14 protein-coding genes, 1 pseudogene and 1 riboswitch are annotated in these 12933 nt (G+C 68.7%); of the genes and pseudogenes, 11 read left to right on the top strand and 4 right to left on the bottom strand.

What is annotated here, in order from left to right; genetic code table 11:
* Positions 1-2: 2 nt before the first annotated feature.
* Positions 3-169, top strand: a riboswitch (SAM riboswitch).
* 17 nt (positions 170-186) lie between these two features.
* From thrC to groL, 4 genes are all read left to right on the top strand, one after another.
* On the top strand, positions 187-1518 hold the full coding sequence (gene thrC, locus ACFWBB_RS35335; RefSeq protein WP_385281048.1) for a threonine synthase: 1332 nt from the start codon (positions 187-189) through the stop codon (positions 1516-1518).
* 134 nt (positions 1519-1652) lie between these two features.
* Positions 1653-1928, top strand: coding sequence for a ubiquitin-like small modifier protein 1 (locus tag ACFWBB_RS35330; RefSeq protein WP_385281045.1), 276 nt, complete (start codon positions 1653-1655; stop codon positions 1926-1928).
* Positions 1929-2457: 529 nt separating this feature from the next.
* Positions 2458-2664 (top strand): cold-shock protein, encoded by a 207-nt coding sequence (locus tag ACFWBB_RS35325; protein ID WP_007493268.1) that lies wholly within the window; start codon positions 2458-2460, stop codon positions 2662-2664.
* Between the two features lie 367 nt (positions 2665-3031).
* The gene (groL, locus tag ACFWBB_RS35320; RefSeq protein ID WP_385281041.1) at positions 3032-4654 is read left to right on the top strand and encodes a chaperonin GroEL; all 1623 of its coding nucleotides are present in this window, start codon (positions 3032-3034) and stop codon (positions 4652-4654) included.
* Positions 4655-4733: 79 nt separating this feature from the next.
* Here the strand turns inward: groL and ACFWBB_RS35315 are convergent.
* The 4 genes and pseudogenes from ACFWBB_RS35315 to ACFWBB_RS35300 form a co-directional block, all read right to left on the bottom strand.
* Positions 4734-5383 (bottom strand): annotated as a pseudogene (locus ACFWBB_RS35315) (Uma2 family endonuclease).
* Between the two features lie 89 nt (positions 5384-5472).
* Complete coding sequence (locus tag ACFWBB_RS35310; protein ID WP_385281038.1) at positions 5473-6297, bottom strand: hypothetical protein; 825 nt, start codon at positions 6295-6297, stop codon at positions 5473-5475.
* 278 nt (positions 6298-6575) lie between these two features.
* Positions 6576-6764, bottom strand: coding sequence for a DUF397 domain-containing protein (locus ACFWBB_RS35305; protein WP_385281036.1), 189 nt, complete (start codon positions 6762-6764; stop codon positions 6576-6578).
* The gene (locus ACFWBB_RS35300; RefSeq protein ID WP_385281033.1) at positions 6748-7584 is read right to left on the bottom strand and encodes a Scr1 family TA system antitoxin-like transcriptional regulator; all 837 of its coding nucleotides are present in this window, start codon (positions 7582-7584) and stop codon (positions 6748-6750) included. The genes ACFWBB_RS35305 and ACFWBB_RS35300 overlap by 17 nt, the downstream gene beginning before the upstream one ends.
* A gap of 105 nt (positions 7585-7689) precedes the next feature.
* Here ACFWBB_RS35300 and ACFWBB_RS35295 point away from each other — a divergent pair, with 105 nt between their 5' ends.
* From ACFWBB_RS35295 to ACFWBB_RS35265, 7 genes are all read left to right on the top strand, one after another.
* Positions 7690-7932, top strand: a complete 243-nt coding sequence (locus tag ACFWBB_RS35295) for a hypothetical protein (RefSeq protein ID WP_385281030.1) — start codon at positions 7690-7692, stop codon at positions 7930-7932.
* Positions 7929-8153 (top strand): hypothetical protein, encoded by a 225-nt coding sequence (locus ACFWBB_RS35290; RefSeq protein ID WP_385281029.1) that lies wholly within the window; start codon positions 7929-7931, stop codon positions 8151-8153. The genes ACFWBB_RS35295 and ACFWBB_RS35290 overlap by 4 nt, the downstream gene beginning before the upstream one ends.
* 57 nt (positions 8154-8210) lie before the next feature.
* Complete coding sequence (locus ACFWBB_RS35285; RefSeq protein WP_385281026.1) at positions 8211-8417, top strand: type II toxin-antitoxin system VapB family antitoxin; 207 nt, start codon at positions 8211-8213, stop codon at positions 8415-8417.
* Positions 8408-8827, top strand: coding sequence for a PIN domain nuclease (locus ACFWBB_RS35280; RefSeq protein ID WP_385281024.1), 420 nt, complete (start codon positions 8408-8410; stop codon positions 8825-8827). The genes ACFWBB_RS35285 and ACFWBB_RS35280 overlap by 10 nt, the downstream gene beginning before the upstream one ends.
* Before the next feature lie 138 nt (positions 8828-8965).
* On the top strand, positions 8966-10093 hold the full coding sequence (locus ACFWBB_RS35275; RefSeq protein WP_385281021.1) for an NADH:flavin oxidoreductase: 1128 nt from the start codon (positions 8966-8968) through the stop codon (positions 10091-10093).
* A gap of 28 nt (positions 10094-10121) precedes the next feature.
* Positions 10122-10976, top strand: coding sequence for a metallophosphoesterase family protein (locus ACFWBB_RS35270; protein ID WP_385281018.1), 855 nt, complete (start codon positions 10122-10124; stop codon positions 10974-10976).
* Between the two features lie 268 nt (positions 10977-11244).
* A complete protein-coding gene (locus tag ACFWBB_RS35265) occupies positions 11245-12717 on the top strand; it encodes an MFS transporter (protein ID WP_385281015.1) in 1473 nt (490 codons plus the stop codon).
* Positions 12718-12933: the final 216 nt, after the last annotated feature.

The following is a 12933-nucleotide window of genomic DNA, read 5'->3' as shown; positions in this document are numbered from 1 at the left end:
ACCGCTCATCCAGAGGGGCAGAGGGATACGGCCCGATGAAGCCCCGGCAACCCTCCAGCCGGTCTCGTGACGAACACTGATCCACTTCGGTGAACGCTCAGCGAGGCTCCCGGCTCGGGAAGGTGCCAAATCCGTCTCACGGCGAAGTGCGTCGTGAGGAAGATGAGGAGAAAGGGCCTCGCCTCAATGGCTGCGCAGACTGTTGCAAGCACGACCGCTGCAAGCACGACCGTTGCAAGCACCACCGACTCTACGACGACCCCCGCTGTCGACCTCGGTCCGGCCACCGCGTTGAGCTGCCGCGAGTGCGGTCACCGCGTGCCCCTCGGCCCGGTCTTCGCCTGCGAGGAGTGTTTCGGCCCGCTCGAGATCGCGTACGACTTCTCCTCCTACGACACGGAGGAGCTCCGCAAGCGCATCGAGGCGGGACCCGCGAACATCTGGCGCTACGCGCCGCTGCTGCCCGTCCCGGCGGACGTGGCCGACAAGCCCAACATCAACCCCGGCTGGACCAAGCTCGTGCAGGCCGACAACCTCGCCCGTGAGCTGGGCGTCGACGCCGGCAAGCTCTTCGTCAAGGACGACTCCGGCAACCCGACGCACTCCTTCAAGGACCGCGTCGTCGCCCAGGCCATCGAGGCCGCCCGCGCGTTCGGCTTCACCACGCTCTCCTGCTCCTCCACGGGCAACCTGGCCGGTGCGGTCGGCGCGGCCGCCGCCCGGGCCGGCTTCCGGTCCTGCGTGTTCATCCCGCACGACCTGGAGCAGGGCAAGGTCGTCATGGCCGCGATCTACGGCGGCGAACTCGTCGGCATCGAGGGCAACTACGACGACGTCAACCGCTTCTGCTCCGAGCTCATCGGCGACTCGGCGGGCGAGGGCTGGGGCTTCGTCAACGTCAACTTGCGGCCGTACTACGCCGAGGGTTCCAAGACGCTGGCGTACGAGATCTGCGAGCAGCTCGGCTGGCGGCTGCCGGACCAGTTGGTCGTGCCCATCGCCTCCGGTTCGCAGCTCACGAAGATCGACAAGGGGCTCCAGGAGCTGATCAGGCTCGGGCTGGTCGAGGACAAGCCGTACAAGATCTTCGGCGCGCAGGCGGAGGGGTGCTCCCCGGTGTCCGTGGCCTACAAGGCCGGGCACGACGTCGTGCGCCCGCAGAAGCCGAAGACCATCGCCAAGTCGCTGGCCATCGGCAACCCGGCGGACGGCCCCTACGTCCTCGACATCGCGCGTCGGACGGGCGGCGCGGTGGAGGACGTGAACGACGAGCAGGTGGTCGACGCGATCAAGCTGCTGGCGCGGACCGAGGGCATCTTCGCGGAGACCGCCGGCGGGGTGACGGTGGGTGTGACGCGCAAGCTGATCGAGAACGGTCTTCTCGACCCGACGCTCACCACCGTCGTGCTGAACACGGGTGACGGTCTGAAGACGCTGGACGCGGTGGCCGGCACCGGTCTGACCGCGACCATCCGGCCGAACCTCGACTCCTTCCGAGAGGCCGGCCTCGCGTCATGAGCGGGGCGCTCCGCTGTAAGACCGTAGGTGAGCGGTGGGCCGGTGCCGACCGGTCGCGCCCACGCGGCGGCAGCCGCACGATCCACACGGCCCCGCGCCCCTGAGACCGACTACCCGACCGGAGACCACAAGACATGAGCGTCAACGTCCGCATCCCCACCATCCTGCGCACCTACACGGGCGGCAAGGCCGAAGTCAGCGCCGAAGGAGCCACCCTCGGCGAGGTCATCTCCGATCTCGAGAAGAACCACACCGGCATCGCCGCCCGCGTCCTGGACGACCAGGGCAAGCTGCGCCGGTTCGTCAACGTGTACGTGAACGACGACGACGTCCGCTTCGAGCAGGGCCTGGAGACGGCGACCCCGGACGGCGCGGGCATCTCCATCATCCCCGCGGTCGCCGGCGGCTGAACGATTGCTGTCCTACGTCTCTCCGACGTTGGACGACGGCTGGACGGTGACGGAACGGCCGACGATCGATGACTGACCGTCGTTCACTACCCATCGGTAGTAACCGTCGGTAACAGCGATTACCGAGTGTTCATCGAATTGCCCTCTCCGCGATAGAAGCGGAGGGGGCAATTCAGTGTGGTTGAGCGCGGTACAGTTGGGGAACCCGGGCCCGATCACCGGATCCGGTGCATTTTATTTCCGCCTCGAGCCCGACAAGAAGCAGCCAAAGTGCGTGCCTCTTTCGTGGCATTTGCGGCCTTCGTGGGGCCCGACTTGCCCTCAATTCAGGCGAATTCTCGCCACATTCCGGATCCCGCGCGTCCGGAATTCTCGTCCGACTGACCTGTTGCAGACGGCAGTTGGACAGATACATTCGGCCGCGGTCGACGCGTTCCGGCGCACGCCCCCAAGCCAACCGGGGGGTGAGGTCTGACCCGGATCCGCGAAGTGCGGATCTGTGCAAGGGCCAGTAATAGGGGAGTTAGGCATGGCTCAGGGCACCGTCAAATGGTTCAACGCGGAGAAGGGGTACGGCTTCATCGCGGTCGACGGTGGTGCGGATGTTTTCGTCCACTACAGCGCGATTCAGATGGACGGCTACCGCACCCTGGAAGAGGGTCAGCGGGTCGATTTCGAGATCTCGCAGGGTCAGAAGGGGCCGCAGGCGGACATGGTCCGTCTCGCGACCGGCTGAAGCACGCGCCGACTGCCAGCGTCGTTCTTCTGTACGTCTGTCGAAGGGCTCGCACCTCCTGGGGGGTGCGAGCCCTTCGGCTTGTCCGGGGTCTGTCCGAGGGTTCGGTCGGGACTCGTCCGGGCGGTCCGGAGACGTCCGGCGGGAGCGTCCGGAAGGGCGCCCTTCCGGTGGAGGCGCTTGCACTCTCCTGGGTCGAGTGCTAATCATTGGCGTTAGCACTCTGAAGGTGAGAGTGACAACGAGGATCGGGTCGGTGAGGCCCGCAGGCCAGGTGGGGCAAGGAACCACGAGGCCGGCGAGCCGTCCGTCGCGGGCGCCAGCGCGGTCCGGAGCAATCCACCCCAGTCCGGGAGGACCACTTCACATGGCCAAGATCATCGCGTTCGACGAGGAGGCACGGCGCGGCCTCGAGCGCGGCATGAACCAGCTCGCGGACGCCGTGAAGGTGACGCTCGGCCCCAAGGGCCGCAACGTCGTCCTCGAGAAGAAGTGGGGCGCCCCCACGATCACCAACGATGGTGTTTCCATCGCCAAGGAGATCGAGCTCGAGGACCCGTTCGAAAAGATCGGCGCAGAGCTGGTCAAGGAAGTCGCCAAGAAGACGGACGACGTCGCCGGTGACGGTACGACCACCGCGACCGTCCTCGCCCAGGCCCTGGTCAAGGAAGGCCTGCGCAACGTAGCCGCCGGCGCCAACCCGATGGCCCTCAAGCGCGGTATCGAGAAGGCCGTCGAGGCCGTCTCCGGTGCCCTGCTCGAGCAGGCCAAGGATGTCGAGACCAAGGAGCAGATCGCCTCCACGGCCTCCATCTCCGCCGCCGACACCCAGATCGGCGAGCTCATCGCCGAGGCGATGGACAAGGTCGGCAAGGAAGGCGTCATCACCGTCGAGGAGTCCCAGACCTTCGGTCTGGAGCTGGAGCTCACCGAGGGTATGCGCTTCGACAAGGGCTACATCTCGGCGTACTTCGCCACCGACATGGAGCGTATGGAGGCCGTCCTCGACGACCCGTACATCCTGATCGCGAACTCCAAGATCGCCAACGTCAAGGACCTGCTCCCGCTCCTCGAGAAGGTCATGCAGGGCGGCAAGCCGCTGCTGATCATCGCCGAGGACGTCGAGGGCGAGGCCCTGTCGACGCTGGTCGTCAACAAGATCCGCGGGACCTTCAAGTCCGTCGCGGTCAAGGCCCCGGGCTTCGGCGACCGCCGCAAGGCGATGCTGAACGACATCGCCATCCTCACCGGTGGCGAGGTCATCTCCGAGGAGGTCGGTCTCAAGCTCGAGAACACGACCATCGACCTGCTCGGCAAGGCCCGCAAGGTCGTCATCACCAAGGACGAGACCACCATCGTCGACGGTGCCGGTTCCTCGGACCAGGTCGCCGGCCGGGTCAACCAGATCCGCGCCGAGATCGAGAACAGCGACTCGGACTACGACCGCGAGAAGCTGCAGGAGCGCCTGGCGAAGCTCGCCGGCGGTGTCGCGGTCATCAAGGCCGGTGCCGCCACCGAGGTGGAGCTCAAGGAGCGCAAGCACCGCATCGAGGACGCCGTCCGTAACGCGAAGGCCGCCGTCGAGGAGGGCATCGTCGCCGGCGGTGGCGTGGCGCTCATCCAGGCGTCCTCCGTCTTCGAGAAGCTGGACCTCGAGGGTGACGAGGCGACCGGCGCCAACGCCGTGCGCATCGCGCTCGAGGCCCCGCTGAAGCAGATCGCCGTCAACGGTGGTCTCGAGGGTGGCGTCGTCGTCGAGAAGGTCCGCAACCTGCCCATCGGTCACGGCCTGAACGCCGCGACCGGCGAGTACGTCGACATGATCGCCGAAGGCATCATCGACCCGGCGAAGGTCACGCGCTCTGCCCTGCAGAACGCCGCGTCCATCGCCGCGCTGTTCCTCACCACCGAGGCCGTCATCGCCGACAAGCCGGAGAAGGCGTCCGCGCCGGCCGGCGGCGGCATGCCGGGCGGTGACATGGACTTCTGATCGACCTCACGGTTGATCGCCTGTCCTACAGGCCGAAGGCGGTACTTCCCGGAAACGGGGGGTGCCGCCTTCGGGCGTTTCAGTCGGCGTAGTCCTTCAGCTCCTCGGTGTCGAGGGTGACGCTCACCGGAGCGGGAAGCGGCACGGTGGCACCCCAGGGTAGGAGTCGGACTGCTGGTAGCGGCCGTCCTTGGGCTCGCTGAACACGACGATCGTGTTGTGGTCGCGGTCGATGAGGAGGTAGACGGGGATGTCGGCCCCGGCGTAGCCGACAGGCTTGTCGATACGGTCGCGCTGGTCGGTGTCCCTGTCGTGGGAGGTGATCTCCACGGCCATCAGGATGCCGTCGGCCGCAGACCATTCCGTGCGGCCCTTGAAGTGGCCCTTCGGCGCGAGCGCACCGTCCGTGCGGGCCCGGCCCTTGCGGTATGCCTCGGCTTTGACGCCGGACTCGGGGTATACGCGCAGATCAGGGCGATGTTGCATGCACTGTTCCTGAAGCCGGACGAAGATCTCGCCATGGTTGCCGTCCGGTATGGCCTTTACGACTACCTTCCCGTTGATGTACTCCAGCCGCACGGTCTCGGGAGCCGCCTCGGCCAGTTCCTCGAACTCCTCGACGTCGAGCGGCCCGTGCCGGATGCACAGCCTCCCGCCGAGGAACTCCAGCCGGTTGCGTAGCTCCCTCGGAGCCTTGTCGACGAGTTCCTCGAAGTCCTCGACGGACATCTGCGGGCGTTCAGCGGTGTCAGGGGTCATGGCGTCGCCTCCTTCCTTCCATCGTGCCCGGGTGTGGTCTCGTCGGACCGTGGGAGCTGTCATACGGGTGTCCTCTCCTGTTGTCGCAGGGACATCGCCGCACAGATCTCCGTCGCGCGGGCGTGGATGGCCGCAGCGGGCAGGAGGGACGCATTGGCGTGGGCGCGTTCCCCCCGGCAGCCGCTGCATACGCCCCCCGGCAGCGCCTCGGGGCGGCCCGGGACACGACACTCCGCGCACTCCAGCATCCGGCGGGGCGGCCGTGGGGCAGGCGGCTCCGGTGGGAGTTTGTCCGTCAGACGGCGGCGGAGCAGGGCCGCCGGACTGTGGACGGGAGTGGGCAGGCCGGCGGTGAGAGCGGCGAGGAGCGTGTCTTCGGTGGCCCCGCGGGCGAACCACTCCTCCACCAGCGGGGCGAGCTGTGCGCAGTCGGCGGCGGAGAGGGAGAGGGCGGGTGCCGTGCGGCCGAGGGCGGCGAGCAGGATGTGGGCGCGGGAGCGGGTGGCGGGCCGGGCTCGTTCGGGGTCCGGCGCGTCTTCCGGTACGTCACCTCGCGTGAAGGTCGCCCACCAGCCGTCGTCGCGCGCGGTACGGGTGAACCACGTTCGGGTGATCCAGCGGGACTCGCCCGAAGCGGTTGCCACTCGTTCCCGGCCCCGCCTCAGGTGCCCGGCCTGCTGGATGCGGTTGAGGGCCGTGCGGAGGGCGCACTGTCCGTACGGGAGCTGCTTGGCCAGCGTCTTCACCGAGATGTCGGTGCCGTCGGGGAGGCGGTCGAGGTACGCGGCGATGGCCGCCTCGCGGGGCGGGAGGTGTGCGAAGTCGTGACGGGTGCGGGGGAGTTGGCCCGGCGCCACGCGCTTTCCGTAGCCCGGATTGGCCATCGGGTGCGGGGATACGTGCGCGGGCAGGAGGGCAGTACTAAGCTTGGCGTCAGCCACGGATCGAGTCTCTTTCGATCTTGTAGGTCAAGCCCCCGCAGGTGTTGGTAGCGCCTGGCGGGGGCTGTTTCGTTATGCGCACGCTAGAGCGTGGTGACCTTCCGTGGCGAGTCGGTCACTTCGCATCAACTCGCCGGGTGGGAGGGTGGGTTGAGACCCTTCACCCGTTCCTTGCAAAGAGGGCTCGGCGCTGGGCGCTTGAGCTTCGGGACCGGTGCGGGTCAGCCCACCTTGAGGTTCTCCACGAACGCGGACCACGCCTCGACCCGGAACACGAGCTTCGGGCCGAGGGGGGCTTTGGAGTCACGGACGGGGACGAAGGTGGAGTGACCGGGGGCGACTTCGAGGCATTCGCCGCCGCTGCCGCCGCTGTGCGTCGATTTGCGCCAGGTGTCAGGGGTGTTCCTCATGGGCGTAATCCTGCGCCATGGCGTCGAGCAGAGCCAGGGAGCGGTCTGGTGAGGGCGCGCAGGCCACAAGCAACTCGAACGAAATTCGGTGGTGTCTGACGGTGGTGGGGTCATCGTCGAGCCGCCCTGTACCGACTGCCTCGAAGTAGAGCAGCGGAGGGGCGTCGTCGAAGTCCATCAGCTTGATGGCGCCCTCCATGGAGGCGTGGGCACCAGCCTCGAACGGCAAGACCTGCACGATAGCCCGGTTGCGGCGGGCCACTTCGACGACATGACGCAGGGCTTCCGCCATTACCTTGTACCCGCCTGTCACGCGGCGCAGCGCGGCCTCGTCGATCACCGCCCACAACAACGGCTCTGTTGGACTGTCGAGGATGCGGGCCCGGTCCACCCGGAGCGCCACGAGCTCATCGATCTTCGCCTCCGAACCTGTCGGCCGGTAGGCACGGAAAACGGCCCGTGCATACGCGGGAGTCTGAAGCAGCCCCGGGATCAGCAGTGGCGCATACTGCCTGATCGCAGTGGCCTGCGCCTCCGCGTCCGCGGCCTCCGCGAAATGCTCCGGATGCTTCGACTTGGCTGCGGCCCGACAGTTTCGCGTGAAGAAGTCTGTCTCCAGCGCTTCATCCAGCATGCGCGCGCACTCGGGCTGCATGCGCCGCGTCCCCGCCTCCAGTTGCCCGATGAACGAACCACTCACGAACAACAGTTGGCCCAGTTGCTCCTGACTGAGCCCCTGCCGCTCGCGGGCGTGCCGCAGCTCCGCCCCCAGCAGGGCGCGTGGCGACGATGACGGGTCGAGGTCCTTCGGGCCTGACATGGCAACCCCTGTCCTACAGACGTGGTTGTTGGGACGCCGTATCTGGCCAGGTTAGAGACGGTTCGGACACGCTGTGTGGTGAACGGGAACACTCAGCGTGGAGGGATGGACGGGATGGGCGAGATGGAGACGACAACGGGTGACCGGCCCGCGCGGACGGTGCAGGAGGCCGTGGAGCAGCTGCGGGCCGCCCTGCACGAGGTGGGGATCATCCTGCCGTCGCTGCGGATCGACCCGGTCTCGGGCGCGCACGGTGACCCCTACGCCCTGGTGGACCTGGGCCGTTGCAACCTGGGCGTGGCCTCACGGCTGGCGGCGGCCCTGCGTGGGGCGGGGGGTGACGCGTGAGCGGGGCGTACGTCCTGGATGCGCGCAGCGGGCGGATCGGGGAGGTCATGGGGCACCTGGGCGGGCGGGTGCAGCTGCGGCCTGTGGGTGGCGGGCGGGAGTGGGACTGTCTGCCGCAGGACGTGGAAGAGGCGGCGCCCGCCGAGGTGCTGCGGGAGAGGGTGCGGCGGTTGAATCGCGACACGTGCTCTCGTGTGGCCCTCGGCCGGCAGGAGGCGTAAGAAGAGCTACCATCGATGCATAAACTTTGAGGTGAAGTGCATGCATGGAGGTGGCCGATGTCCCGCACCATGATCGACCTGGACGATGCACTTGTGGCCGAGGCAGCGGAAATACTGGGTACGACGACCAAACGAGCCACGGTGAATGGCGTGCTTGCGGAGTTCGTGGCCGCGGCGAAGCGGCGGCGGTTCGTGGAGCTCCTCGAGGAAGGGGTGCTCGACGACCTGGCGGATCCTGAAGTGATGGCGGGGGCATGGCGGTAGAACGGTTTCTGGTCGACAAGAGTGCGTGGGAGCGCTTCAGGCACTCCCCGGTCAAGGCCCGCCTGCTGCCGCTCGTCGAGAGAGGGCTGGTGGCCACGTGTGCCGTGGTCGACCTGGAGATCCTCTACAGCACGCGGAACGGGGCAGATCACGCCCGGGTCAGGATGCTGCGCGAAGGGTTCGACTGGCTGCCGTGCACTGACGAGATCGGGATACGGGCGGTGCAGGTGCAGGGATTGCTGGCCGCCAAGGGGCAGCATCGCCGTACATCCGTCGCGGACCTTCTGATCGCGGCCGTTGCCGAACGCCACGGTGTGACCCTGCTGCACTATGACGCGGACTTCGAGGGGATCGCCGAAATCACCGGCCAGGCCACCGAATGGGTGGTGGAGCGCGGCAGCGTCCCGTAGCCCGCGCGTGGCCGGGATCACAGGGGTCGCCCCCCGGGCGCTCGGAATGGTTCGGGGAGCCGGGGGGTTTCAGTGGGAGAGGCACTCGATGCATGTGCACATACCCATTGGTTCAGCGTCCCCCGAGGAGTCCCCCACGTGAGCATCACCCCGCCCGCCGCCACGCGCGCCGCCGAGATCCTTGCCCGCCCGGTGTCCATCAACGGGCTGACCGTCCCGAACCGCATCGCCATGGCACCCATGACGCGCATGTTCTCCCCGGACGGCGTTCCCGGCGAGGACGTCGTGTCGTACTACGGCCGTCGGGCCGCCGCCGGCGTCGGCCTCATCGTCACCGAGGGGACGTACGTCGGGCACGATTCCGCGGGGCAGAGCGACCGGGTGCCCCGGTTCCACGGTGAGGAGCAGCTCGCGGGCTGGGCGAAGGTCGCCGAGGCCGTGCACGCGGGCGGCGGGACGATCGTGCCGCAGCTGTGGCACATCGGTATGGTGCGCAACCAGGGTGAGCCGCCGTACGCGGACGCGCCCGCCGTCGGACCCTCCGGCATCCGGCTCGACGGCACCGAGGGCGCCGGCCGCGCGATGACCCAGCGCGACCTGGACGACGTCATCGGCGCGTTCGCCGAGGCCGCGGCGGCCGCCGAGCGCATCGGCTTCGACGGCGTCGAGCTGCACGGCGCCCACGGTTACCTCCTCGACCAGTTCCTGTGGGCGAACACCAACCGGCGCACGGACGCCTACGGCGGTGACGCGGTCGCCCGTACGAAGTTCGCCGCCGAGATCGTGGCCGCCGTACGCGAGACCGTATCGCCCGAGTTCCCGGTCATCTTCCGTTACTCGCAGTGGAAGTCGGAGGCCTACGACGCCCGGCTCGCCGAGACGCCGGAGGAGCTGGAGGCCGTGCTCGCCCCGCTCGCCGCGGCCGGTGTCGACGCCTTCCACGCCTCCACCCGCCGCTACTGGCTCCCGGAGTTCGACGGTTCCGACCTCAACCTCGCGGGCTGGACGAAGAAGCTCACCGGCAGGCCCACCATCACGGTCGGCTCGGTCGGCCTCGACGGCGACTTCATCAAGTCCTTCGCGGGCGAGGGCTCCGCGGTCAAGGGTATCGACGACCTCCTCGACCGGCTGGAGCGCGACGAGTTCGACATGGTGGCGGTCGGACGTGCGCTGCTTCAGGACCCGGAGTGGGCGGCCAAGGTGCTCGACGGCCGTCTCGACGAGCTGAAGCCCTACGACGCCGCCGCGCTGCGCACCCTCAGCTGAGCGTCAACTCGCGGGTATGGTCCGGGAGATGAGGCTCCTTCATCTCTCGGACACCCATATCGGCCGCGTCGACGGGCCCGACGGCCGTCGTGTCGACGCTGCCGACTCCCTGCGGTTCCTGCTCGGCGAACTCCGCCACCAGCGTGACGTGGACGCGGTCGTCGTCTCCGGCGACCTCGCCGACGACGGTTCGGTGGAGGCGTACACGACCGTACGGGAGCTGATCGGCGGCTTCGCGCGGTCCCTGGACGCGCCCGTCTTCTACACCACCGGCAACCACGACGAGCGGTCCGCCTTCGCGGAATTGCTGGGCAACGGGCACCCGGACGCCGTCCTCGAGTTTCCCGGCGCCGAGCGGGCCGCCGTCAGCACGGTCGGCGGCTGGCGGTTCGTGACCCTGGACTCGCTGGTGCCCGGGCAGGTCTACGGCCGGATCGGTGCTGGTCAACTGGACTGGCTGCGGGACGTGTTGAGCACCCCGGCCGCGCTGGGCACCGTCGTCGCCTTCCATCACCCCCCGATCGCTCTCGCCGTCTCGGCGACCCAGCGGGTCTTCGGGCTGCGCGACCCCGAGGGGCTTGCGGAGGTGATCCGGGGCAGTGACGTCCGCGTGCTGCTCACCGGGCACTTCCACCTCCAGCTCTTCGGGCTGCTGGCCGCCGTACCGGTGTGGGTGACGCCCGGGGTCGTCAACCGCATCGATCTGACCACCGCGCCCGGTACCGAGCGGGCGGTGCGGGGCGCGTCCGCGTCCCTCGTGGAGCTGGGCGGGGAGACGGGGCCGATGTTCCACACCCTGCACGCGCGCGATCCGCGCGCCCACGAGACGGTCTACGAGCTGGACGAGGAGCGGACCCGGGAGGTCATCGCGCGCCACGGCTGAGGCGACAGAGGGCCTGGGGTGGGGTGGGGTGGCTGGGGCGCCGGAGGTCGGTGGCTGGGATGGGCTGGCCGGGGTGGCTGAGGTGCCTGGGGCCGGGTGGCTGGGGTGGCTGGGTTCCGGAGTCGGCTGCTTTCTCCCTGATCAGGGCCTCCGCTGTCGCCGGGTGACGCAGGCGTGGGGAATTTATCTTGCTTAACTCAATCAATCTACATAAGCTTGCTTGAGTCAAGCAGTTCAATCCCTCGTGTATTCCGACGGAGGCCCTGTCATGTCCGACGCCCTTGCCCGACCCGCCGCGGCGGGAACATCCGCCCCGCCGAGGTCGAACGCCGTGGTGGCGGTGCTGGCCCTGGCCGGGATCGTCGTCTCGCTGATGCAGACCCTGGTCATCCCGATCGTCCCCGAGCTGCCCAGGCTGCTGGACGCGCCCGCCTCCGACACCGCCTGGGCGGTCACCGCCACGCTGCTCGCCGCGGCCGTCGCCACCCCGGTCGTGGGGCGGCTCGGCGACATGGTCGGCAAGCGGCGGATGCTGCTCACCAGCATCGTGCTGCTGGTGGCCGGCTCGGTGGTCTGCGCCCTCGCCGACTCCCTCGTACCGATGATCGCCGGCCGTGCGCTCCAGGGCCTGTCGGCCGCCGTGGTGCCGCTGGGCATCAGCATCCTGCGGGACACGGTGTCCGCCGAGAAGCTCGCCGGTTCGACCGCGGTGATGAGCGCCTCCCTCGGCGTCGGCGGCGCGCTCGGTCTGCCCACCGCCGCGTTCATCGCGGACAACTGGGACTGGCACATCCTCTTCTGGACCTCCGCCGCCCTCGGCGTCGTCTCCTTCCTGCTCGTGCTGACGTTCGTCCCGGAATCGCGGAACCGCGTCGGCGGCCGCTTCGACCTCGTCGGCTCGCTCGGACTGTCGGCCGGTCTGGTCTCGCTGCTGCTGGCCGTGTCCAAGGGCGCCGACTGGGGCTGGACCTCCGGTACGACGCTGGGCCTGGGTGCCGGCGCCGTCCTGATCCTGGCGGCCTGGGGCCGGTGGGAGCTGAAGGCGAAGCAGCCGCTGGTCGACCTGCGCACCACCGCCAAGCCCCAGGTGCTCTTCACCAACCTCGCCTCGATCGCCCTCGGCTTCTCGATGTTCGCGATGTCCCTGGTCCTGCCCCAGCTCCTCCAGCTGCCCGAGCAGACCGGCTACGGCCTCGGCAGGTCGATGCTGACCGTCGGACTGGTGCTGGCCCCGCAGGGCCTGGTCATGATGGTCATGTCCGCCGTGTCCGCCAAGGTCACCAAGGCCAAGGGCCCCAAGGTCACCCTGATGATCGGCGCGCTGATCGTCGCCTCCGGCTACGGCCTGAACATCCTGCTGATGTCCGAGGTCTGGCACCTGATCCTGGTGTCCTGCATCATCGGCGCCGGTGTCGGCTTCACCTACGGAGCGCTCCCGGCCCTGATCATGGGCGCGGTGGACCCCTCCCAGACGGGCGCGGCCAACAGCCTCAACACCCTGATGCGGTCCCTGGGCACCAGCTTCGCCAGTGCCATCGCCGGTGTGATCCTGGCCCAGATGACCACCGACTTCGGCGGCTACGCGCTGCCCTCGGAGAACGGCTTCAAGGTCGTCATGGCCATCGGCGCCGGAGCGGCCCTGGCCGCCTTCCTCCTCGCCACCTTCATCCCCAAGCGCAAGGCCCCGGCCGGGCTCTCGGTGGTGGAAGACGTTGAGGAGGGCACTCCGGTCAAGGCGTGAACGCCGACTGACGGCCCGGAAGTGTCCTGGCCTGCCGGGGGCCGACCACCTGCCGGGGCCGACCGATCGGCTGGAAGCCAACTGACCTGCCGGGGCCGACCGATCGGCTGGAAGCCAACTGACCTGCCGGGGCCGACCGATCGGCTGGAAGCCAACTGACCTGCCGGGGCCGACCGATCGGCTGGAAGCCGACTGACCTGCCGGGGCCGACCGATC

Origin of the sequence: Streptomyces sp. NPDC060000, from assembly GCF_042737375.1 — a bacterium.
Lineage (GTDB): Bacteria > Actinomycetota > Actinomycetes > Streptomycetales > Streptomycetaceae > Streptomyces.
The sequence above is the reverse complement of the archived record's forward strand: the minus strand, read 5'-3'. Positions and strand labels throughout refer to the sequence as shown.

Bases quoted from the DNA above. Each gene is read 5' to 3' on its own strand.
- ACFWBB_RS35300 (WP_385281033.1), bottom strand. From the start codon at position 7,584: ATGTCAGGCCCGAAGGACCTCGACCCGTCATCGTCGCCACGCGCCCTG.
- ACFWBB_RS35280 (WP_385281024.1), top strand. From the start codon at position 8,408: ATGGCGGTAGAACGGTTTCTGGTCGACAAGAGTGCGTGGGAGCGCTTC.
- ACFWBB_RS35310 (WP_385281038.1), bottom strand. From the start codon at position 6,297: ATGGCCAATCCGGGCTACGGAAAGCGCGTGGCGCCGGGCCAACTCCCC.
- ACFWBB_RS35305 (WP_385281036.1), bottom strand. From the start codon at position 6,764: ATGAGGAACACCCCTGACACCTGGCGCAAATCGACGCACAGCGGCGGC.
- ACFWBB_RS35265 (WP_385281015.1), top strand. From the start codon at position 11,245: ATGTCCGACGCCCTTGCCCGACCCGCCGCGGCGGGAACATCCGCCCCG.
- ACFWBB_RS35295 (WP_385281030.1), top strand. From the start codon at position 7,690: ATGGACGGGATGGGCGAGATGGAGACGACAACGGGTGACCGGCCCGCG.
- ACFWBB_RS35325 (WP_007493268.1), top strand. From the start codon at position 2,458: ATGGCTCAGGGCACCGTCAAATGGTTCAACGCGGAGAAGGGGTACGGC.
- ACFWBB_RS35270 (WP_385281018.1), top strand. From the start codon at position 10,122: ATGAGGCTCCTTCATCTCTCGGACACCCATATCGGCCGCGTCGACGGG.
- groL (WP_385281041.1), top strand. From the start codon at position 3,032: ATGGCCAAGATCATCGCGTTCGACGAGGAGGCACGGCGCGGCCTCGAG.
- ACFWBB_RS35285 (WP_385281026.1), top strand. From the start codon at position 8,211: ATGTCCCGCACCATGATCGACCTGGACGATGCACTTGTGGCCGAGGCA.
- ACFWBB_RS35330 (WP_385281045.1), top strand. From the start codon at position 1,653: ATGAGCGTCAACGTCCGCATCCCCACCATCCTGCGCACCTACACGGGC.
- thrC (WP_385281048.1), top strand. From the start codon at position 187: ATGGCTGCGCAGACTGTTGCAAGCACGACCGCTGCAAGCACGACCGTT.